General features: G+C 56.1%; 16 protein-coding genes and 1 pseudogene. 16 read left to right on the top strand and 1 reads right to left on the bottom strand.

Features of this window, described 5'->3' with window-relative positions:
* Position 1: 1 nt before the first annotated feature.
* The 6 genes from BPET_RS21495 (at position 2) to BPET_RS21520 (ending at position 7,819) form a co-directional block, all read left to right on the top strand.
* A complete protein-coding gene (locus BPET_RS21495; RefSeq protein WP_255849429.1) occupies positions 2-811 on the top strand; it encodes a DUF4391 domain-containing protein in 810 nt (269 codons plus the stop codon).
* 41 nt (positions 812-852) lie between these two features.
* Positions 853-2,751, top strand: a complete 1,899-nt coding sequence (locus BPET_RS21500; protein ID WP_012251122.1) for a site-specific DNA-methyltransferase — start codon at positions 853-855, stop codon at positions 2,749-2,751.
* Positions 2,752-2,762: 11 nt separating this feature from the next.
* Positions 2,763-5,768: a type III restriction-modification system endonuclease gene (locus tag BPET_RS21505; RefSeq protein WP_012251123.1), complete on the top strand. Its 3,006-nt coding sequence runs from the start codon at positions 2,763-2,765 to the stop codon at positions 5,766-5,768.
* A gap of 80 nt (positions 5,769-5,848) precedes the next feature.
* Positions 5,849-6,583: a vWA domain-containing protein gene (locus BPET_RS21510; protein ID WP_012251124.1), complete on the top strand. Its 735-nt coding sequence runs from the start codon at positions 5,849-5,851 to the stop codon at positions 6,581-6,583.
* Positions 6,583-6,852: a WXG100 family type VII secretion target gene (locus tag BPET_RS21515; protein WP_012251067.1), complete on the top strand. Its 270-nt coding sequence runs from the start codon at positions 6,583-6,585 to the stop codon at positions 6,850-6,852. Before BPET_RS21510 ends, BPET_RS21515 begins: the two co-directional genes overlap by 1 nt.
* Before the next feature lie 16 nt (positions 6,853-6,868).
* Complete coding sequence (locus BPET_RS21520) at positions 6,869-7,819, top strand: hypothetical protein (RefSeq protein WP_012251125.1); 951 nt, start codon at positions 6,869-6,871, stop codon at positions 7,817-7,819.
* On the opposite strand, the pseudogene BPET_RS21525 reads toward BPET_RS21520, so the two are convergent.
* Positions 7,805-9,357, bottom strand: a pseudogene (locus BPET_RS21525) (IS3 family transposase). The gene BPET_RS21520 and the pseudogene BPET_RS21525 sit on opposite strands and share 15 nt — an antisense overlap.
* Before the next feature lie 106 nt (positions 9,358-9,463).
* On the opposite strand from BPET_RS21525, the gene BPET_RS21535 reads away from it, so the two are divergent.
* From BPET_RS21535 to BPET_RS21580, 10 genes are read left to right on the top strand one after another with little or no spacing between them, the layout of a single operon-like run.
* Positions 9,464-9,841 (top strand): hypothetical protein, encoded by a 378-nt coding sequence (locus tag BPET_RS21535; protein ID WP_012251127.1) that lies wholly within the window; start codon positions 9,464-9,466, stop codon positions 9,839-9,841.
* Positions 9,838-10,182 carry a hypothetical protein gene (locus BPET_RS21540; RefSeq protein ID WP_012251128.1) on the top strand — a complete coding sequence of 115 codons (345 nt, stop codon included), beginning with the start codon at positions 9,838-9,840 and terminating at the stop codon, positions 10,180-10,182. The genes BPET_RS21535 and BPET_RS21540 overlap by 4 nt, the downstream gene beginning before the upstream one ends.
* A complete protein-coding gene (locus BPET_RS21545; RefSeq protein WP_041863147.1) occupies positions 10,175-10,405 on the top strand; it encodes a hypothetical protein in 231 nt (76 codons plus the stop codon). The genes BPET_RS21540 and BPET_RS21545 overlap by 8 nt, the downstream gene beginning before the upstream one ends.
* Entirely contained in the window at positions 10,402-13,077 is a 2,676-nt protein-coding gene (locus tag BPET_RS21550) for an FtsK/SpoIIIE domain-containing protein (protein WP_012251129.1), read from the top strand. The genes BPET_RS21545 and BPET_RS21550 overlap by 4 nt, the downstream gene beginning before the upstream one ends.
* A complete protein-coding gene (locus tag BPET_RS21555) occupies positions 13,074-14,837 on the top strand; it encodes a Card1-like endonuclease domain-containing protein (RefSeq protein ID WP_012251130.1) in 1,764 nt (587 codons plus the stop codon). Before BPET_RS21550 ends, BPET_RS21555 begins: the two co-directional genes overlap by 4 nt.
* Positions 14,834-15,322, top strand: a complete 489-nt coding sequence (locus tag BPET_RS21560) for a hypothetical protein (protein WP_012206001.1) — start codon at positions 14,834-14,836, stop codon at positions 15,320-15,322. Before BPET_RS21555 ends, BPET_RS21560 begins: the two co-directional genes overlap by 4 nt.
* Complete coding sequence (locus tag BPET_RS21565; protein ID WP_012206000.1) at positions 15,319-16,035, top strand: PP2C family serine/threonine-protein phosphatase; 717 nt, start codon at positions 15,319-15,321, stop codon at positions 16,033-16,035. Before BPET_RS21560 ends, BPET_RS21565 begins: the two co-directional genes overlap by 4 nt.
* Positions 16,028-17,371, top strand: coding sequence for a protein kinase domain-containing protein (locus BPET_RS21570; protein ID WP_012205999.1), 1,344 nt, complete (start codon positions 16,028-16,030; stop codon positions 17,369-17,371). The genes BPET_RS21565 and BPET_RS21570 overlap by 8 nt, the downstream gene beginning before the upstream one ends.
* Complete coding sequence (locus BPET_RS21575) at positions 17,368-20,748, top strand: DEAD/DEAH box helicase (protein ID WP_012251131.1); 3,381 nt, start codon at positions 17,368-17,370, stop codon at positions 20,746-20,748. The genes BPET_RS21570 and BPET_RS21575 overlap by 4 nt, the downstream gene beginning before the upstream one ends.
* Entirely contained in the window at positions 20,742-22,682 is a 1,941-nt protein-coding gene (locus BPET_RS21580; RefSeq protein ID WP_012251132.1) for a hypothetical protein, read from the top strand. The genes BPET_RS21575 and BPET_RS21580 overlap by 7 nt, the downstream gene beginning before the upstream one ends.
* The last annotated feature ends 1 nt before the right edge of the window (position 22,683 follow it).

Here is a 22,683-nt window from a genome sequence, read left to right on the forward strand (position 1 = left end):
AATGGCAACATCACGCGCGCTTCTTGATGCTTTACAACTGCCCGACAGCGCACGGGTAGACCAGCGGGTTCCCAAGAAGCTGTTGCTGGAGAACGGTGCGCCCACGGCATCCGACAAGCGCCTGATCACGGACGCCATTGAAGAAATCCAGTGGCTTGCCGCACTCAAGCCCAACACCATTGGCGTACCCAGCTACCGGGACGCGCAGCGTGAATACCTGGAAATCGCCGTGCTGGGCGTGACCCTGCGTGGTGCTGTCAAGCCCGCCAGTCTCGCTCGCCTTGCCGAACTGGTGCATCGGGCCGTGCCGTATCCCGTGTTACTGCTGATGGAAGGCCCGGCACTGACCCTCTCGCTGGCGCACAAGCGCTGGGCGCAGAACGAAGCGGGCAAGGTCGTGCTCGACGGCGACCCAGCATCTGCTTCGCTGTCCCACATCACCGAAGATGTCGTCCAAGATGCGGAGGCGGTGGATCGCTCAATAGCCCCCCAAATCGAGCGCGCCTTCGTGCAGTCCCTGTCGATAGCGCGCCAGCCCCAGACCACGCTGCATGCCCTTTATCAGGGTTGGATGGAGCGCGTGTGTGCCTTGCAGGCGGCACGGCTGACGGGTACCTACCAGGCTGACACAACCCCGGAACAAGCGGCTGCCCGCTGGCAGGCGCTGGCTGATTGTGCGCGGCTGGAGAACGAGATCGACCGCCTGCGAGCGCAAGCCGCCAAGGAAAAACAACTGGCGCGCCAGGTGGAACTGAACCTGACGCTCAAGCGCGTGCAGGCCGAACTGGCCGCCGCGCGCCGACAACTTTGAATCATTGAGCTTTAAAGCTTGAACGACTGATGGAGAACAATATGAACAAACTCACGGCAGCCAGCCCCGAGGCTCAGTCCGCCGATCTGGTGGCGGGCAACATCGACCAGCTCAAGGCCCTGTTCCCGGACCTCATTACTGAAGGCCCGAACGGCACTGCGGTGAATGTGGATGTGCTCAAGGCGCTGGTGGGTGACCAGACCGTCACCGATGCCGATGAGAAATACGGTCTCAACTGGCACGGCAAGCGCCGCGCGCGGCAATTGGCGCTGACACCGAGTACCGGCACTCTTCGGCCCTGTCCGGACGAGAGCGTGGATTGGGAAACCACCCAGAACCTGATGATCGAGGGTGACAACCTCGAAGTGCTCAAGCTGCTGCAGAAAAGCTATGCCGGCAAGGTCAAGCTGATCTATATCGACCCGCCCTACAACACCGGCAAGGACTTTGTGTACCCGGATAACTTCCAGGACAACATCAAGAACTATTTGGAACTGACCGGGCAGGTGGAAGGCGGGCAGAAGATCAGCAGCAATACCGAAGCCAGCGGGCGGTTTCATACCGACTGGTTGAACATGATTTATCCGCGTTTGAAGCTCGCGCGAAACCTCCTTCGCCGAGACGGCACAATATTCATTAGCATCGACGATGGAGAGTTGCCGCGCCTTCGAGTTGCGGCAGATGATATTTTTGGCGAAGAGAACTTCCTTGCGTGTTTCATTTGGAAGAGTCGACAGAACAAGGACAACCGAACCGTAACAGGAGCGTCGGTTGATCACGAGTACATAGTTTGCTACGGCAACTCAATTAGAGGGGCCGCTCGCGACCGGAGCCAATACTCAAATCCAGATGGCGATCCGAGGGGGGATTGGACCAGCGCAAACATGGTTGGGATCGCTACTGCAGATCGGCGACCGAATCTCCATTACGACTTAGTTAATCCTGAGACTGGAATTAATTATGGCTGCCCGGATATGGGGTGGCGGTATGAACCAAAGACCATGGAGCGCTTGATTTCGGAAGGCAGGATTTTGTGGCCCGCATCCACGGATGGGCGCCCACGACGAAAGGCTTTTCTCTCGGAATTGGATTCAGACTTTACAGGTTTTTCCACAATCGTCGGCGATGGAGTATTTACTCGCGACGGCACCGCTGATATCGATGCGTTGTTCGATGCGCGTATTTTCAACTTCCCAAAGCCAGTAGAGCTTGTGGCTGGTCTTATTGAGCAAGGTTCCGAAGGTGATGACATCATCTTGGATTTCTTTGCTGGTTCGGGGACATCCGCGCATGCCTCCATGTACCAGAATGCTGCCGACGGCGGCAACCGCCGTTACATCACTGTCCAACTGCCAGAGCCTCTTGATCCTGCAGATAGGGAGCAAAAAACCGCAGCAGACTTCTGCGACAAACTCGGCAAATCCCGCACCATTGCGGAACTCACCAAAGAGCGAATTCGCCGCGCTGCCGCCAAGGTAAAGGCAGAGAATCCGCTGTTTGCCGGCGATACCGGCTTCCGCGTCTTCAAGCTCGATACTTCCAATATCCGCGCCTGGAACCCGAAGCCGGATGATCTAGAAGCCACACTGTTCGACCATCAGGATCATCTGCTCGAAGGTCGCAGCGAGGCTGATGTGCTTTACGAACTGCTGCTCAAGCTCGGGCTCGACCTGTGCGTGCCCATCGAACAGCGCAATATTGAGGGCCTTCACGTCCATGCCATCGGCGGCGGTGTGCTGCTGACTTGCCTGGCCGAGACCATCACCCGCGAGCAGGTAGAGGCGCTCGCCCAGGGCATCATCGGCTGGCACAAGGAGCTGGCCCCCGCCGGCGATACCACTTGCGTGTTCCGCGACAGCGCCTTTGCCGACGACGTGGCCAAAACCAACCTCGCCGCCATTCTGGAGCAGCACGGCATCCAGAACGTGCGCAGCTTGTAAGGGGGCTCGCCATGAAACTCCACTTCGAGCCCAACCTCGACTATCAGATGCAGGCCATCGAGGCCGTGTGCGATCTTTTCCGTGGTCAGGAGGTCTGCCGCACCGAATTTACGGTGACCATGAAACTGCCCGATGAGGTGCAGATGTCACTGGGTGTGGCGCAGTCCGACCTTGGCGTTGGCAACCGCTTGACCCTGCTGGACGATGAACTGCTCAAGAACCTCGCGGACATCCAGTTGCGCGGTGGCCTGCCGCCTTCCGGCTCGCTGACTTCCGGCGACTTCACGGTGGAAATGGAGACCGGCACCGGTAAGACCTATGTATACCTGCGCTCGATCTTCGAGCTGAACAAGCGCTACGGTTTCAGCAAGTTCGTGATCGTGGTGCCCTCGGTGGCGATCAAGGAAGGCGTCTACAAGACCCTGCAAATCACCGAGGAACACTTCAAGGGGCTCTACGCGGGCGTGCCCTTCGATTACTTCCTGTACGACTCGGGCAAGCCCGGGCCGGTGCGCAATTTCGCCACTAGTTCCAACATCCAGATCATGGTGGTGACGGTGGGCGCCATCAACAAGAAGGATGTGAACAACCTCTACAAAGAGACCGAGAAGACGGGCGGCGAGAAGCCCATCGACCTGATCAAGGCCACCCGGCCGATCATCATCGTGGATGAACCGCAAAGTGTGGACGGCGGCCTTGAAGGACGCGGCAAGGAAGCGCTGGATGCCATGAACCCGCTCTGCACGCTGCGCTATTCAGCTACCCATGTGGACAAGCACCACATGGTGTTCCGCCTGGATGCCGTGGATGCTTATGAGCGCAAGCTGGTCAAGCAGATCGAGGTGGCGTCGGCCACGGTGGAGGATGCGCACAACAAGCCTTTCGTGCGCCTGGTGAAGGTGGAAAACAAGCGCGGCCGCATCAGCGCCAAGGTCGAGCTGGATAAACAGACCGCCACTGGCGTGCAAAGGACTGAGGTGACGGTCAGCGATGGCGACGACCTTCAGCAGAGCGCCGATGGCCGTGCGATCTACGCCGATTTTCGGGTGGGCGAGATCAATACGGCCAAGGGCGAAGCGTTCATGGAGCTGCGCTGCCCCGGCGGCGAAGTGTTTTTGCAGCCGGGTCAGGCCCACGGTGATGTGGATGCGCTGGCCGTGCAACGCGAGATGATCCGCCGCACGATCAAGGAGCATCTGGACAAGGAAAAGCACCTGCGTCCATTGGGGATCAAGGTGTTGAGCCTGTTCTTCATCGACGCGGTGGACAAGTACCGTCAGTACGATGCGGACGGCCAGCCGGTCAAGGGCGTGTATGCGCAGATGTTCGAGGAAGAATATCGCCGTGCCGCCAAGTTGCCGGCCTACCAGAGTTTGTTTGCCGAGATCGACCTGGAGTCCGCCGCCGAAGAAGTGCACAACGGCTATTTCTCCATCGACAAGAAGGGCGGCTGGCTTGATACCGCCGAGAACAATGCGGGTAACCGGGAGAATGCCGAACGCGCCTACAACCTGATCATGAAAGAGAAGGAGAAGCTGCTGTCCTTCAGCACGCCGCTGAAGTTCATCTTCTCCCACTCCGCCCTCAAGGAAGGCTGGGACAACCCCAACGTGTTCCAGATTTGCACCTTGCGCGACATCCAGACCGAGCGCGAGCGCCGCCAGACCATTGGTCGCGGCCTGCGCCTGTGCGTCAACCAGGATGGCGAGCGGGTACGGGGCTTCGAGGTCAACACCCTGACCGTGGTGGCCACGGAAAACTACGAACAGTTTGCCGAAAACCTGCAGAAGGAAATCGAGAAAGACACAGGCATCCGCTTTGGCATTGTGGAGCAGCATCAATTTGCCGCCATTGCCGTGACTGGCGCTGATGGGCACGCCGCACCGCTGGGCATCGAGCAATCGAAGGCACTGTGGGAGCACCTGAAAGCCGCCGGCCATATAGATGCCAAAGGCAAGGTGCAGGATTCACTGAAAACGGCGCTGAAAAACGGCACCTTGGAACTGCCGGCCGAGTTTGATGCGCAGAAAGCCCAGATTGCTGAAGTGCTGCGCAAGGTGTCGGGCCGGCTGGACATCAAGAATGCCGATGAGCGCAGGCAAGTGCCGCTGCGCAAGGGTAAGGATGGCAAGGTCGTTTATCTGAGCGACGAGTTCAAGGCACTGTGGGACCGCATCAAGCACCAGACAACGTACCGCGTGCAGTTCGATAACGCCAAGCTGGTGACGGATTGCATCGCAGCGTTGCAGAAGGCCCCGGTGATTGCCAAAGCACGGCTGCAATGGCGCAAGGCCGACATCTCTATCGGCAAGGCGGGTGTCGCCGCGACGGAGAAAGCGGGCGCGACGACCGTGGTGCTGGACGAGGCGGATATTGAGCTGCCGGATTTGCTGACCGACCTTCAGGATCGCACCCAGCTCACCCGGCGCACCATCGTCAGCATCCTGACGGGAAGCGGCCGCCTGGACGACTTCAAGCGCAATCCGCAGCAGTTCATCGAATTGACCGCCGAGACCATTAACCGCTGCAAGCGCTTGGCCCTGGTCGATGGTATCAAGTACCAGAAGCTCGGCGACCAGCATGTCTATGCGCAGGAGCTGTTCGAGAAGGAGGAGCTCACCGGCTATCTCAAGAACATGCTGCTGGATACCCAGAAGTCGATCTACGAGCACGTGGTGTACGACTCGACCACAGAGCGGGACTTCGCCGATGGGCTGGAGAAGAACGACGCCATCAAGCTCTATGCCAAGCTGCCAGGCTGGTTCAAAGTGCCCACGCCGCTGGGTACCTACAACCCCGACTGGGCCGTGTTGGTGGAAGAAGACGGCACCCAGCACCTGTACTTTGTGGTGGAAACCAAGAGCAGCCTGTTTACCGACGATTTGCGCGACAAGGAAAGCGCCAAGATCGAATGCGGCAAGGCGCATTTCACTGCGCTGGGGGTTGGTGAGAACCCTGCCCGGTATGTGGTTGCGCGCTCGGTTGGTGATCTTTTGACCGAGGCGGCAAAGGGGTAGGTTCTGCCGTCGCGACGGCACGATAAGTTTTCGTCATGCACACGAGCGGACACCGTAGCTTTGAATAAAGGAGTTTTTATATGAGCAATATCCCATTCGACCCGTCGAAATTCACGGCACCGAAAGCGAAGCCTCTACCAGTCGTGCTTCTTCTCGATGTCAGCGGCAGCATGAGCGGAGAGAAAATCCGCAATGTGAATGATGCCGTTCGCGATATGTTGGATACGTTCAGCGACACCGAGAACGGTGAAACTGAAATCCATGTTGCGATCATCACTTTCGGTTCTCAGGTAGCGCTGCATCAGCCGCTTGCCAGCGCCAGCGATATTCATTGGCAGGACCTTTCAGCTGGCGGCATGACTCCGCTTGGCACGGCATTGCAAATGGCCAAAGCGATGATCGAAGACAAAGATGTCGTTCCTTCGCGTGCGTATCGTCCAACGGTCGTATTGGTCTCTGATGGCGGGCCTAATGATGCGTGGGAAAAACCTCTGAACGCGTTCATTAGCGACGGGCGCTCTGCAAAATGTGACCGTTTGGCAATGGCGATAGGCGCTGATGCTGACGAGGCAGTGCTTGGGAAATTTATCGAAGGCACCTCTAATCGCCTCTTCTACGCAGAGAACGCCAAACAGCTACGTGACTTCTTCAAGTTTGTCACTATGTCGGTGACCATTCGGACGAAGTCACAGACGCCAAATAATGTGCCTGAAGCGAGCGCCATTGACATCCAGCCCGTCACAATCGAAGCACGCCAGGATAAACAGAACTCTGTGACACAAAGTTCTTCGACAGAAGATGGAGGGTATTGGTAATGGCACAAGCAATCGGCGATCCAGAAGAACTTGAGCGCTTCGCATGTTCATTACAACAATTTATTGATTCGCTCAGCGATGCTGTAGGCAATCTTAACGGTGCCTTTGCTTCACTCGGAGACACCTGGCAAGACGAAAAGCGGGCGCGATTTGAGGAGGATTACAACGCGCTCGTTCAGCAGTTGCAGCACTTCAACGACAACGCGTCCGAGCAGGTTCCATATCTGGCAGCGCTCGCGTCGCGCCTGCGAGATTATTTGCAAAGCTAGAGGCAGCGAGATCGCAATGGCACAAGTTTCAATTGGGCAAGTGGAGAATTTGGAAGACCTCGTGCGCGAGCTGCAGTCAGTGCGCGAGGCGCTAGAGGCCGCATGCCGCGAACAAATTGCTGTTGCGGAGCAGAAATGCGCAGAGGCTCGTGAAGAAGCGCAGAACAGCGCAAGCATGTTGGAAAGCTCCATCCAGCAGGAGCAAGCTGCAACGCAAAATGTTGACGGCGCTGAGCAAGCGCTCGATGGCAGTCAGAGCTCGCTTTCTTCCGCCGAGTCTGCGCTATCTGCTTGCCTTTCTCAGCCGCACGATGACGATGGACGTTGCCCGGACTGCTCCGGCGAGGACTCTGCCGTCGCCGAAGCAGAAGCCGCTGTTGAGCAGGCTCAGAGCATGCTGGAGCAAGCAAGAGCAGAGCTTGATGTGGCGACAGAAGATCGCATATCCATGGAGCAGCGCGTGGATCTTGCGAAGCAGGCGCAGGCGATGGCAGAGCATACCCTGGAGCAGACCCTACAAGCATGCAATGCGCACTTGGCAACTGTCGATCAGGCGATTGAAGCTGGCACTGCACGCTTGATATCCGCGCAAGGAGCACTGGATGCTTATCTCGCGACAAACCCGTCCGCTGCGCAATTCCATGCTTGGTTGAAATGGGATCCAGCCAAAGATGGCCGTCCCGTGACGCCAGATATATTGCGAGACCGCATGAACCTATCGTCAGAGCAGAGACGATTGCTTCAGGAATATCTTTACGACCGTGATCCAGCGTATCGCAAGCAGGTCGATAAATTTCGGAACCAATGGGTAGCCGCCAAGGGTGATGCAGAGCGAAACATCGTCGCACGTAAGGCACGGATACACCTGAGTGGTGAATTCGGGGAACAGATAGTTCGGCACGCACTTGCGCCACTTGGCGGCCGGCGTCTGTCAAGGCAGTTGGAACCTGATTCATGCGGCCTCTAATACTGGATCGGTGTCTTGCTCATGTTGATCCGGCTCGGGGTTGAGCCAGACGCTGCCGATGGGCTGCCAGTTGCGTAGTTTTCCCGACCATCGTGCTGGGTGGCGTTGCCTGGCTTGTTGGTACAGGCGCTGTCGGGCTTGCAGAATGGGGGCATCCAGGCCCGCATGACGCTGCGCCGGAGCCAAGTAGCGAATGGCGCTGTGGCGATGCTCATGGTTGTACCAGTGGATGAACTGATGCACCCACAGGCGTGCGGCCTGCACGCTTGCAAAGCCGTCGATCGGGTAACCGGGCCGGTACTTGCAGGTGCGGAACAGGGCCTCGGAATACGCGTTGTCGTTGGATACCTGGGGTCGGCTGTGCGAGGCGGTAATGCCCAGCTTCTCGAGCGTGACCTGCAAGGTCGAGCCTTTCATGGCGCTACCATTATCGGCATGCAATACCAGGGGTCGGTGCTGACACTGCTCGCGCAGCACGGCGCGCTGGATGATGGTGGCACTGTTGGCCATGTTCTCCGATTCAAACACCTCGGCCCCGACGATTTTCCGGCTGTAGATGTCCAGGATCAGATACAGGTAATAGAACCGGCCGCGGATACGCGTATGCAGGTACGTGACGTCCCAGCTCCAGAGCTGGTTGGGTGCGTCGGCACAGTGGCGCCGTGGTGCTCCAGCGTGACGTGGCGCGCGCGCCCGGCCACGGCGGTGCTGCTCATCGGCTTGGCGCAGCACGCGATAGAAGGTCGACTCCGACGCCAGGTACCGGCCCTCTTCATCGAGCAGCCGTACCACGATCTGCGCCGGCGGCAGGCTGGCGAACTCGGGACGGTGGCAGGCCTGCAGCACGGCCTGGCGCTCGGCGTCTGTCAGTGCATGCGATGGCGTGGCATGTATGGCGTGCGGGCGTCTGTCCTCATCGCCCGTCGCCCAGCGACGATAAGTGTTCAAGCCGATACCGAGTTCGATGCATGCGCTCTGCAAGCGTGCACCGGCCTGGCGAGCCTCATCGACCAACGCTACAGCTTGACGGCGATCCTGGGCATTGGTCATTCTTCCTCGTCCCCCCAGATCGCCCGGGCTTTTTTTCGCAAGGTCAGCAATGCTGCCGTCTCAGCCAGCGCGGCGTTCTTGCGGCGCAGCTCGCGCTCCAAATCGCGCGTGCGGCGACGTTCAGCCTTGAGCGCGTCGGCCTCCTGCCGGGCGGCGCTCTGGCTCTGCGCGTTGGCCTGCTCGCAACTCGTTCGCCAGCGGCGCAACTGCTCGGCATACAGTCCCCGGCGCCGGCAGTACTCGGCCAGCTCCACTTCGGACAGCGCAGCGCTTTCCAGCACGGCGTTGAACTTGTCCTGCGAGCTCCAGCCCTCGCTGTCCGACGCCTGGTCTGGCAACAAACGGCCCTGGCCGCGGGCCTGTTTGCGCCAGTTATAGATCGTGGCCTCGGAAATGCCTTCTTCGCGTGCCAGGTCGGAGACCGTGCGGTTGTGCGGGGCCAGTAACTTCTTCAGGATGGCTTCCCGGCGTTCTGCGGAATACTTCATCGGAACCTTCTCTTTGCCCCCAATGGTTTGGGACTCTAACAGCAACTGAGGTTCCAACTATTCTGACAGCGGGGGCGGCCGGATCGAGACGCAAGGGCGAACCTTTGTGGGCGACAACGGACGCTACACAAAAACAGATTTGATAGTCACCGACTTGCGGGTTCCGGTCATTCTGGGGCGTGGTGAGGGCATGGGGGCTCCGGTGGGCGGCTCGATGGCATTCGAAGTGAAATGCGGCAAGGCGGAATACCTCTATTCGCAGAAAGATCACATGATTTTTCAGGCTGAAGGGCACAAGCAAGCAGATGCGCAATGCACTCTTTGCTCGCGAGATATCCACGATTTGCCAGAAGAAAAACAGAAAGAACTGCGCGACGCCTTGCGCGAAGCTGGCTCACCAATGGTGGGAATGTTGCCAAGGAAAAATGAAATAGATCAGTCCTGTCTTGATTTCATCCGCCAAAACGAGGAGGAGCAACCATGAAAATACGTTTCGCAATTATTAGCCATGACCTTCTCGCACAAGTCCGGGCTGAAGTTGATGTCCTCCTGCATGCAGTAAATGTCGGAGATATGGATGGCGTGGATGCGTCCACCGCACGCCTCTTGGAGCTGACAGTTGATTGCAGATCGATTGAGTTGTCCGAGGAAGAGTGGCGCGCATTTCTAAGCGAAATCAGGGCCAAGAACCCTGAGTTCGAATCGAGCTACTTGTTGCCTGGGACTATTTGCGCGCCCCTGTTTCCAAACCTCTCGGTAGCTGACGACTATGTTCTCGAACTTCCAATCGATGGTGATATGGAAGAGGAGGAAGCTAATGTTTGATGAGGCCTTTGGAATGGCTGCGATGTGCGCTGGAAAATTTCGCGAGGGAGTGCGTGATACGTTCGGCGCGTCCATTGTTGCTGATGTACTTGATCCGATTCTCAAGGAAGTCGATTCACTCCGCATTTTCAATGCGGCTTACCAGCAGCAATCGCTCGCCATTGATCGAACTTTGAATGACGTTCGCGAGCTCCAGTTCAAAGACAGTGGGTGGAATCAATGAGTGAAAGCGCGAAGGATTTTCAGAGCGTAATTTTCAAGCTACACAAGGCAATTGCGGACTATCAAGAAGGTTGTGCGCGCATCGACCGCGAATTCAATGCCACTAAAAAAACATTGAACGAAGACCAGGAGCGCAATCGGAGCATAAGGAAGTCGAATTGGCAGGCAGGCTTTGTCAGAGAGTGGGAAAGTAATGCAACTGCTATAGCGAACGCAAGTGCACAGCTTAGACAACATCAGCCTGCCTTCGTGGATTTTTGTGTAGACAAGCCATTGATGGCATCGGAAATTCCAGCAGGTCTTGTGCTTGGCTCGGAGCAAGTCTCTTTTGAGAAGCTCTCTTGTCAATCCCCAAAAGTCATCTCTTTCCCCTTCTCCAGCGCTCTTGTTTTTCCGCAAGGCGATGCGGAGAAGAAAAGACTCGCGCATTGTCTCTTGTTGCGGTTGCTGTCGGCTTTGCCTGCAGGTCAAGTAGAGTTGACACTGATTGACCCCCTACAGCAGGGTCAATCGGTCGAGCCGTTCCTACCATTGCTGAAGGTTGAGCAATTGGTGCCGCAAGGTCATGTTCTTACTCGTGCGGACGAAATCGAAGCAGCGCTCGGACAACTGACGGACGAAATTGAGGAGCTGATCCAGCTGCGGTTCAATGAGAAGGCATCCAACTGGTTGAAATACAACGCAGTTCAACCCGATGCCCCGTTGCCTTACAAGGTAGTACTGCTCTTTGATGTGCCAGAGCAGATATCGGAAAAATCTCTTTGGCTCCTTGGACGCATCTGCGAAAACGGTCCACGCTGCGGCGTGCTGCCCATCATTGCAATTGATGAGCAGCGCATGGAAGACCGGCGATATGAAAAGCTCAACGCCACGCTGAAAAACTCAACCACGCAACTGAATGATCTCTTGCAACGCGCTGGGGCTGGTGGGCTGTCATTCACATATCAACCGGAGCAATGGCCGCGACAAGATGTGCTGGATGGCTTTATCGCAAGGCTCGCTGAAGATTGTGCTGCTAGGACGCGCTTCAAGAAAACGATGGCTGATCTCTGGACGAGCTTCGGCAAGGAAGAGACGACTCTTGGTGGCTTTGATATTCCCATCGGCTGGACGAGCGCCGGCGACCTCGCGACCCTGAGACTGGGCGCGACGGACTCCGAGCATCATGTACTGCTTGCGGGGAAGACAGGCTCGGGAAAATCCAATCTGCTCCATGTTTTGATTCACACGTTATGCGAGAAATATCCGACCGAGGAGCTTGATCTTTATCTACTGGATTACAAGGAATCGACTGAGTTCAATATTTACGCAACGCCCCCAGTCCCACAGGCCCGCCTTGTCGCTACGGAAAGTGACCCTGAATATGGCGTCACTGTATTAAGGCATCTTGTGGATGAACTGGAAACGCGTGCACGCATATTCAAGTCAAAAAATGTCAACGATTTCAGCGAATACCGTAAATCAAGCGGGGTACGGTTGCCCCGCGCTCTGCTAGTCATAGATGAGTTCCAAATTCTGTTCTCAGAAAGTCGCCAGGTGGCAGAAGCTGCTGAGCAGCTGCTGTCGAAGCTCTTGAAACAGGGGCGCTCGTTCGGTATTCACATCCTCCTGGCTACTCAGACTTTGAAAGGCATCAACGCGCAGTCAATCGGAAGCATCATCACCCAGTTGGGATGCCGTATCGCACTGGCTTGTGGGCAGGAAGACTCCGCAATGATCCTCGGGGGCGGGAACTGGGCAGCCGCAGAGCTGCGCAGCCCACCTGAAGGCATCATCAACAATGCTAACGGTGCCAAATCCGGCAATGTGAAGTTCATGATTCCATTCGCCGGAGAAAGCGAGCATCGACGTGATTTGTTGACGAAGTTGATAGCGCGTACATCTCTTTCTGGGGTGGCTGAAAAAACCAAAATCTTCAGCGGTGCATTCCTTCCGCAGATACCGTCTCCCTTTGAATATCAGACAGCTTGTGCGCACGAAGAAGCTCTTCTTTTGGGCGAAAACCTCGCATTCGATTCAAAACCGTTGACGGTACCACTTACTCGTCGATCCGCGTTCAATGTTCTATTCAGCGGCTACAACGACCACATTCACGATGGACTCCTGTCCGCTACGCTTTTTAGTCTGACTTTCGTCGATGGCTTTGATGAAATCGTGTACTTCAACGCGCGCGGGGTCCCCCCAGGAGGAGGATTCTCAGCCGCAGCGCAGATGCTCGGTGCACGCCTCAAGATGTTCGACGATATATCCGATCTACCACTTCAAGCGATATCAGACGATATTGGGAATCGCCGCGTAGCATTGATTATCGATGGCCTGGATTCCGAGAAAGCACTACAGCCAGCCCCAGCGTTTAGATCGCTCAAGCCTGGCGAACCACCTACCCCGGCTGACTTGTTAAAGCGTCTCGCCGAGGACGGCCCAAGAAAGGGGACGTTTGTATTTATTTTTGTTGACCGTTGGCAGCGCTGTGCCAGTGCCAGCAAAGACCTTTTCTCCTTTTTCGAATTGCGCGTGGCGTACTGCATGAACGAAGACGATGCCGGATCGCTTGTGAGTGGCGGTGTTGGTAAGTTCAAAGGTATTGAAAAACCGAGCCGAGCTGTATTCGTAAACAAAATGACGAATGACATCACATGGTTCCGGCCATATGTTCAGGAAAGCACTCGATGAAGAGATTTCTGCTCACCTGGTATGGAATCACCGATTTTCGCGCATCTCTGGGGTTTGAGAATACCGATGGCCCTATTGCGAGCGCCCTTGCGGGCGCGTCCTACTCGGACATCATTATCCTGGGTTACACCCGGACGGATAATGATGCCAGCGAATTGATCGAGGCACAGAAGACGTTCACGCTTGAATTGGCGTCAATACGAAGCATGGGGCAAGAGAAAGACTGGAAGCTTACTAATCAGTTTGTCTCCAGGTTCGCTAATACCTCTGTCGCACATGAACATTTTGAAGCCTGGCTGAAAAAGAAAGCCGCCGCCCTGGGCTGCAACGCAAGGATCCGTTTAAATAGCGAGAAACTTTACCAGCTCAACGACACCGAAGGTATTTACGCTAGCGCAATGCGGGCGCTGGATGGGGTTGAACAGGAGCCAGGTGAAAAGCTCGTCACGCTCTATCTCAGCCCAGGAACTCCGGTGATGGCCTTTGTCTGGGCGCTCGCGGCGCTGAGCTACCCTGAACTCAAAAAAAGACTCATAGCATCGTCCATCATTGGCAAAGCACCTGAAGTCATAGCGTTGCCTGCCGAGTGGCTTGAGCGACACAGCTCAAAACAGGCTGCGATCCGAGACATCTCCAACGGGTTCGATGTGACATTCCATCTTTTTGGTGAACAACGGATGCCTGCCTTGTTGAGCATCCGGCAATTTGAGTCGGCGCATCACATTTTTGTCAACTCAAAAGACTTCCCTGCTGCATGTATGCGAACCTTTATTGGCTCTCGGGACCTGCATGAACTTACCGTTGACCCCTGGGATGATCGTGCTGTTCACGAACAAATCACCAAGCTGGCAAAGCAATTTCCAGAAAAAACACGAATTGGAATCAATTTAACTGGCGGCACAAAACTGATGTTTGCTGGCGCGCTCTCTGCTGCGCGTGAACTGGGCGCTGTTCCGTTTTATTTTGATAGCAAGAATCGTCACGTCACATTCATTGACAGTGTTCGGCGCGAAAAAATCAGGCAGATTGATTCAATCGAAACATTTTTGCGCCTGAATAGCGACGGATTGGAGATTGCAGGCAGTTCCTTTATGAAGGATATATCGCCAAGTCGCCAACTTCTGACCAAGGCTCTTTGGTTGCATCGTGACAAGGTGCGTAGATTTTATAGAGAACTTACCGACTATAACAATGCATTCAGGCCATTCGAGATTTGTCGTGACGGCTTCAATTTCAAGCTGGATGACATGGAGGCAGTATCCGTCCAGGGCTACGGATTGGATCTGAGATTTGAGAAATGGCCTGATTTCGCCAAATACCTATCTGGCGGCTGGTTCGAGGAGTTTGTTTATTTGCAGTGCGAACCCTACGAGGATGCTGGCGTCATTCAAGACTTGCGCATCAATGTCAAGCTGAACTTGAATTTAGAAGAGTCAAAAGGCTATTCGAGCTTCGGTGTTGAATACAACGAGCTGGACATCACATTCACCGACGGTTATTCGCTTTATATCGTGGAATGCAAGGCGGGCAATGTAACGCAAGAGCAGATTATGAAGCTGCAGAACCTTGTGCGCTTCTACGGAGGAATTGAAGGTCGCGGTATCGTTGCCTGCTGTGTTCCGCCAAATACTGAGTCGGCCAAGAAAAAAATAAAAGATGCCAGACTGATGCTTTGGAGTGGTGCATCACTTTCTGAGCAGATAACGGCAATGATGAACAGCATCACTGAGCGGGCTGAAGCGAGTGAGGCAACGCCATGATGCTCCATTTGGTTTGCGACATCTCCGGCAGCATGAGTGAAGGAGGCAAGCCCTTCATCCTGCGAACCTTGGCCACGACCGTGGCGCAATGGGTGCGGCAAGGGTATGGAAAGGCGGAAATCCGCCTTTGTGCTTGGAGCAGCGAGGCACGCAGCATCCCGGACTGGAGCGTCACGGACGATCTCCCGGTCGAAATGCTGGTTTGCCATGGAAGCACCAATGGCCAGGCGCTGGTTCAACTGCTGGGTAACGAGCCGGATGGAAAGGTTCTGATCCTCACGGATGGATTCTGGACAAGAGACGACGTGAAGACCCTGAGCCGCTGGCAGGAAGGTCTACCGCCGGACACGCTGCGCGTCATCCAAATCGGCGCGGATGCCAACCCACATCTTTCCAAGGGGCTCAAAGGCGCAAAGGTGTTTGCCGCAGAAGAAGTGCTCGCCGTACTCGATAACTGGCTGCAGGCGGATGAGGAATGGGCATGACGCTTTGGAAAAGTTTTGGGGCAAGCGTTCGCGGCCCGAGCCATATCGCCGAAGGTTTGCCAAATCAGGATGCATGGGCGAAGTTTCACCATGTTTGGGGTGATGGCATCGTCGTGTCCGACGGAGTTGGCTCCAAGCCCTTCTCCAGCTTCGGCAGCCATGCTGCCTGTCTCGCCGTCGAGTTCGCAGCCCGGGCTTGTTGCACCGGTGGTGAAATCGAACACAACGCGCTGTTTAGCAACATCCAAGCTAACTGGCTGAGGCTTGTCGCTCCGCTGGAACCTCGCGATTGCGCGGCCACCTGTCTCTTCGCACTACACCTGGATGGCGTAATCCACCTAGGGATGCTTGGCGACGGACTTGCCGCTATTGCCAAGTCCGATGGATCAGTGGTTTCGCTGTCGGAAAACAAGACGCAAGGCTTCTCCAATATCACTACTGCGCTGTCCTCCAAGGTCTCCGCCAAAGACTGGCAGTATTTGTCGCTGCCGGGGGAGCAGTGCATCGCAGTATTGCTCTGCACCGATGGGGTGGCTGACGATTTGGATAACGCTGACGGGTTTGTGAGCAGTTTCGCCGAAACGCATCGAACCCTCGCACCGGTAAGTGCCAACCGGCGCATCCACGAGATGCTCGAAAACTGGCCCACGCCCAAGCACAGCGACGATAAAACCCTCGCCTGCCTGTGCAGTGAGGAGGTTGCAGATGAGTAACGCCGAACACCAGGCTCTGAAGCCACTTGTGGATGAATACAACAATGTTCATCAGATGGCCGATGAGCTTGCGCGCGGTGGGCAAGGCGTGGTCTATCGCACCAAGGATGCGGATTTGGCCGTCAAGCAGCCGCTGGACGCTGCCGGCCAGCCGGACAAAAACGCCAATCTGCGCGAGCGCTTCCAGCACGTCCGCCTGTTGCCCATACCACGGCGCATCCCCGTTTCCCTTCCACTCGCCATCCTGCGCGACGAGCCGGGCTATGTGATGCGTCTGTTGAACGGCATGAAGCCCTTCGCCAGTTTCGATTTGGACGGCAGAAGCAAAAAGAAGCTGGAAGATCAAAGCCAAGCCTTGCCCCAATGGCTGACGAAGATTCCTGACAAGGACCTGGCGCTGCGACTACTGCATTACGCACAAACTGGCTCCACCCGCCGCCGTTCGCTCGCGCTTGCCAAGTGCGCTGCCATCCTCGCCCGCCTGCACAGCGCTGGACTGGTCTATGGCGACATTTCCACCAACAACGCTTTCATTGGCGAAGACGACACCACCGATGTCTGGCTCATAGATGCCGACAATATGCGCCTGGAGTTACCCAGCGGCGGTGTGTCCGTCTATACGCCGGGCTACGGTGCACCGGAGGTAGTGCAGGGCCGTGACCAATCCCGCCCGCGAACCGACTGCTGGGCTTTCGCTGTGATGACATTCAAGCTACTGGCGCTTTGCCACCCTTTCATTGGCAAGAAAGTACTGGAGCCCGAAGATGAAGAAGACGGCTGGGATGCCGACCCTGCGCCCAATGGCACTGCCACCGATCTGAACGAACAGGCATTCGCTGGTTTCTTGCCTTTCGTGGATGACGAAGATGACGATTCCAACGAAGGAGTTGGAGGCCTGCCCCGTGTATTAGTCGCAACAGAAGGATTACGCCGCCTGTTTCAGGAAACTTTCGGTGCAGGACGTGAACTGCCGCACCGCCGCCCGACAATGGCGTTCTGGACATTGGAGCTTGCGAGGGCGGCGGATCAGTCGCTGGATTGCCTCGAATGTGGCATGAGCCATTTCGCCGATGAATACGCGCAATGCCCGTATTGTGGCGCGGCGCGCCCGGCTTTCATTCGCGTCAAAACGCCACGTTGGGAAATCCTGATTCCTGGTGGTGCCACGGAGTTCAGATTGCCGCAGCGGCTTTTTCACCCGTTTTCATTCGAGTATTTCGATAACACAGCATACGAAGCCATGCTGAACTGCGCGGCCAAAACCGCAGTCCCCGTGCGGGGCACGCTGCCTTTCCCGGACAACCTCACCTTTGAGTTCGTGGAGGGCTGCAAATGAAGTTTCAGGACATTCCTGTCAACATCATAACTGTCCGCATCAAGCGGTCTGACAATGTCGAAGCCCTGCAAGAGCAGCCAGTATTCTCGGTAGAGGCCAGCCTATCCCGCGCAGATGAATTTGAAATCCGCCTGAGAGACGCGGTTGTTTTCGTTCGCCCCGTCGCGGCTGTTGACATCCGCCGCCTCAACGCTGAACTTGCCAGTGGGCGTTCCCTGCTTGCACAACTTGAAAACCCTGCCGCCGATGGCAGCATCGAGCTGAAGATCGGTTTTTTCACCGGCGTCTGCCTGGAAATGGGCGATGTTGAAATCGGTGTGGATGAGTATGTGCAAGAAAAGATGCGGACGAAGGGTGAGGCACTTTACAAGAGGCTGGGCGAACTTTGCTGCTTCCAACAGGGAAACGACGCATTTTTCTTCCTGACTGCTGGCCCGGCGATTGATGAAGAACTGAAACCTGTCGGCGAGGACACGCCACGCGATGCAGCTGCGGAGCCGACCCGAATAAACGCTTTCTGTGTTACTGGCGAAGGTATCCGCTTCATTGCCACCGAAAAAGCAATGCCAGGCGGCCAAACTATCTACATCGCCACCCGTCTAACCAAGCCAAAGAAGGAACCTGACCGCACCTTACGCCTGGCCAAAGGTCGGCTGCGTTTTGTGGACTGGACACAGGCGGGACAAGTGCAAATTCTTGCCAAAGCGCAAATGACAGCACTCACTCAGGACGATGGAAGCTATCTGAAAAAGTGGGACGAGTTTGGTGAGGTTGAAGGTGAACTGCTGCTCAAGCAAGCACGCGAAGTGGGTGCTTTGCAATTCACGGAGATGGTGCCGAAACGGGATGGAACTGTCGGAGTTCGTATTGCGCAGGCATCAGATTCTGCGTGGGGCGCACTGAGACAAGGCGCAGTACCTGAAGTTGAACTGGTGGACGAGTTGCCGGACTACTTGCAGGATGAAAACCTGAGCTTCACGGATTTTGCGAGAGGGATCGAAAAAAAGGAGGGGGAACACAGCAAGCTCGGTGAAAAACGCGAGCTGCGCGAGAAAAATACCTATTTCAGTGTCGCAGAGTTTGACGAGGAAACTCGCGTACTCACGCTTAAAGCCGAGGCTCTACCCAAGGAATTCGGCACGCTCATCCTGTCGCTGGCGGGCGAATCTGCTCAGATCAAGCGCCGCATGGCCGCCCGTCAAGCCATTCTGGAAGGCCGTGCCGCCAACCCCCAGCTTGGGCTGTTGATTGAGGCGCAGGGGCGAATCACACAGATCCGGCCATCGCAAAAAGTTCAACCGCTCACGGCCTTCGTTCGCAACAAGGTCTTTCGCAATCCGCCCACCGTCATGCAGGAAAAGGCCATCGAGGCCGCCCTAAAAACGCCAGATATAGCGTTGATCCAAGGCCCGCCCGGTACCGGCAAGACCACCGTCATCGCTGCCATTCTGGAGCGCCTGAACGAGATGGCCGACAAGCGCGGCGCGAGCATCAAAGGCCAAATTCTGTTGACAGGCTTTCAGCACGATGCGGTGGAAAACATGATCGAGCGGCTCTCGCTCAATAGCCTGCCCGTGCCGAAATTCGGCAAACGGTCTGGCGCGACGGAAGACGATCTCAGCACCTTCGAGCGCAATCTTGAGGATTGGTGTTCAAAGTTGGCCGCCGAACTACGTGAACGAAACCCACAGATTGCCGAAGTTGAGCAGGAACGGGAAATAAAAAACCTGTGCCTGCAATATGTCCAAGCCCCGTCACGCGTGCTGGCCGCCAGCCTTGCTAGGAAAATCGCAGCGCTCGGCAGTGTAATTCTTGGCGAAGACGGCGCTCGACGGTCGACGAATTTGGCGAAAAAGCTCGCGCACGAGGAAAACCTCAACGATGGCTCCACCCAATGGCTTGATGCAGCGCGCCGTCTGCGCGTTCGCCATGAAAGCTTTTCTGACGACGGGCCAGAAAGGGCGATGGACGCACTGGATGACCTGCGTGATGTGCTTGAAGAAGACGAACGCAAACTGCTGGACAAAGCCAGTCTGTGGCGCAATGAAGATGGCCCAGCGCCATTTTTGGACAACCTGGTCGCGTTGAAAAAGAGGCTCCTCGCCCGGTTCACCGCTCCACCGATTCTTCGCGTGGAAAAGCAGAACGACGCAGTGCTTGCATTGGCAGAATTCGCCATACAACGCATCAAAAACGCCGAGTATTCGGCTAAGGATAAAAAATCTGCTGCGCTGGCCGAGTTTCTAGCCGAACTGGAAGGCAACCCCTATGGCATGGTAGATGCCCTGTCCGAATACAGTTTTGCCTTTGCCGCCACCAGCCAGCAGAGCGTCAATCGTGCAATGCAAAAACGCAAAGGGCTTGTCGGGCGCGATGTCAATCAAAACCAGAAAGGCATGGAATACGAATATGTCATCGTGGACGAAGCCGCCCGTGTCTCGCCTCGTGATTTGATGGTGGCTATGGCGCAAGGCAAGCGCATTATTCTGGTCGGCGACCATCGACAATTGCCGCACATCATTGACGAAGAGGTGGCTCGCCAGATGGAGGAAGGCGAAACGGGTGAGGACGAAAATGACTGGCTAAAAAAATCCATGTTTCAGTATTTGTTCTCCGAGCGTTTAAAAACACTGGACAAGAACTTCCCAATTATCGACAGCACCACTGGCCGCGTTACACCACGTTGCATCACGCTGGACAAGCAATACCGCATGCATCCGCTGCTGGGCAGCTTTATCAGTAGAAATTTCTATGAACGCTTCGACCCGGAGGAGCAATTTGGCTCCGGGCGACCAGCAAGCGATTTCGCCCATGATCTGCCAGGCACGAACGGCAAGTCTGCCGTTTGGATGGATGTACCAGCACAAAGAGGAAAACATCAAAAGGACGGAACCAGTTGGACGCGCCCCGCAGAAGTCACTGTCATCGCTCGCCAGTTACAGGCGTGGATGAGTTCGGATGCAGGGAAAGATCTCTCCTTCGGTGTTATTTCATTTTATAAGGCGCAGGCCGACAGCATCAGGGAACAACTCAAAAGGAAATTCGGCGGGATCGTGAACGATGACAAGCAACTGCGTGTTGGAACGGTGGACTCTTTCCAAGGCATGGAATTCGATGTCGTCTTCCTCTCAATGGTGCGAACCTTGCCGCAAAACTGGCAGCCAAAGGATGATGACCGCGACAAACAAGCTAGAGCGCTGTTTGGCCATCTCTGTCTTTACAACCGTCTGAATGTCGCCATGAGCCGTCAGAAGAAGCTGCTGGTGGTCGTTGGAGATACGGGGTTGCTACAAAGTGAACTCGCGAAGGAGTTCGTGCCTGGACTGGTGGATTTCCTTCAGATATGCCGCGAGCAAGGGGTGATGCTGCCATGTTGAGGCTCCTTGATTACGGCAAACCTGCCCCCTTCGGTGAGACCATCGGTAGGCCGCGCCACCTTGCGTGGCCGCTGAACGCATACCGCGTGACCTTGCCCAGAGTTCTTGACGATGGCAATGGCTTGAACGCATTTGAGCGTGTCATCCTGAAACTACTCGACGCTGCCGGTCGTATGGATGCCGATGCGCTGGCGGCTGAAACCCGCATCCCACTCGATTTGGTCAAGAGCGTTCTGCTTCGTTTGCAAGACAAGGACTTGATTGACGAACACAATGCCGTCATTGAGCGGGAGCGTGAAGATGAGCGCGCGCCGGTGTTTGTCACTGCGCTGGTCTTTCGCGAACTCGCCACCGGGAGAATTCTGCCTTTTCTGCATCGGCTGGACGACACAAACCCCATGCGGAAAAAGGAATGCGAGGACAAAGACTTCCGGGTAATCCGCTGGGATGGTGACCGCAGAAAAGCGATACCAGCGCCGCGTGATGTAATCAGAACTTTGCGCGCCATGAAAAAGCGTTCGTCTGCGTTCGGCCAGGACAGCAAGATGCCCGCAGTCCAACAGATCACGATAGTCGCCGAGCCCGAGCTGCTTCACCTTGACTGCCCTATCGCCATCCAGAAAAGCGATGGCGAGTTCCGTATAGCTGACCCGTTCGGCAACGGTTTCTCCTTGATTCTCGAAAATGCGTTCGAGAAACTTTTGGAGCAGGATGAAAGCCTCAGCAAGTGGCTGCATGGTTGGAAACAGTCATTAAGCACTCCTCGTCCAGAAAAGCAGGATGCCACGCCAAAAGAGCCGTTCGACAACGATGCCAACCGGCAACGCTACCCGAAGCTCGTCGCCAATTTGCGCCCCTTGCGGAATAGCCCGTTCCGCTCCATCGCCCAAATCCATGCCGCAATCGAATGGGCGCTGTTCTATACCTGCTGCCGCAGACCGGTTGATTCCGTTATTGCAAGGCTGAAATTCACTACGCAAGACCAACACGCAGCCCTGCTTGAGCAGGCCGCGAAAGCCCTCGGTCTTGAGCAGCCGCCGATTGGCTTCAGGCCGATTCGGGAAGGTAAGCTGCGGGAATTTGAGGACGGCGGCGCGTTCCAAGAGACGGTTCTTGCCATAGCTTTGCTTCAAGCGCAAGACGACGCTTTGCATCCCTTGCGCCGTGTTGCGGCCGCGTATTCAGACCTCATCACTCGCCTGTTCGCTATCAACGCCAAACGCAACGAGAAGGGCCACGGCAAGGGCGGCGCAGACGCACCGCAGCAGGCACTAACTGACGATTCGTTCATGCGCGAAGTCGTTCATGCGCTTGTGCCAGGCATCGTGTTTACCGACACGCCTCCTACCGCGCCAGACAAGGACGAGCAGGGTGATGCACTGCTGGATGCCCGCACTAGCATTCAGGAGGAGTTCGGCCACCAGTTGTTCAACCGCCTGGGCGCAAACTTGCAAGACCGGCTGGTTCACGCGGAACGTTTTTTCCAGTCTTGCCATGACGGGGATGACGCTTTGGCCTATGTCCGCGACCTTTATGCCGCAATCCAGTCATCATTTGAGAGAGCTTTGACAGGCAGGCTGCCGTCCGATACCAGTGACGCGCAGCTCAAAGACACGGCTGAACGCAAGGCTGTTGAGGCTGGTTTCTGCGAAGGCTTGTCGGAGAGCCTGCGAACCGTCAAAACATCCGCTGTGCGCCAGGCATTGCAAGGCGGCAGCCAAACGCTCGGGGCTTGCGTTCTTGCATGGCTGCTGGTGAGCGATGCTGATGAACTTGCCGCAATTCATGACACGCAGCCGTCCTTGATCGGCGATATGGCAAACCTTATCGCTCGGCGTGGGCATGGCAACGAGCCGCTGCCATTGCCCAAAGAGAACATCGCACAGCTTCGCAAAGCTGCTTTCACAACTATCAGAACACTTATGGAATCTTGAA

This window comes from Bordetella petrii (genome assembly GCF_000067205.1).
Lineage (GTDB): Bacteria > Pseudomonadota > Gammaproteobacteria > Burkholderiales > Burkholderiaceae_B > Bordetella_A > Bordetella_A petrii.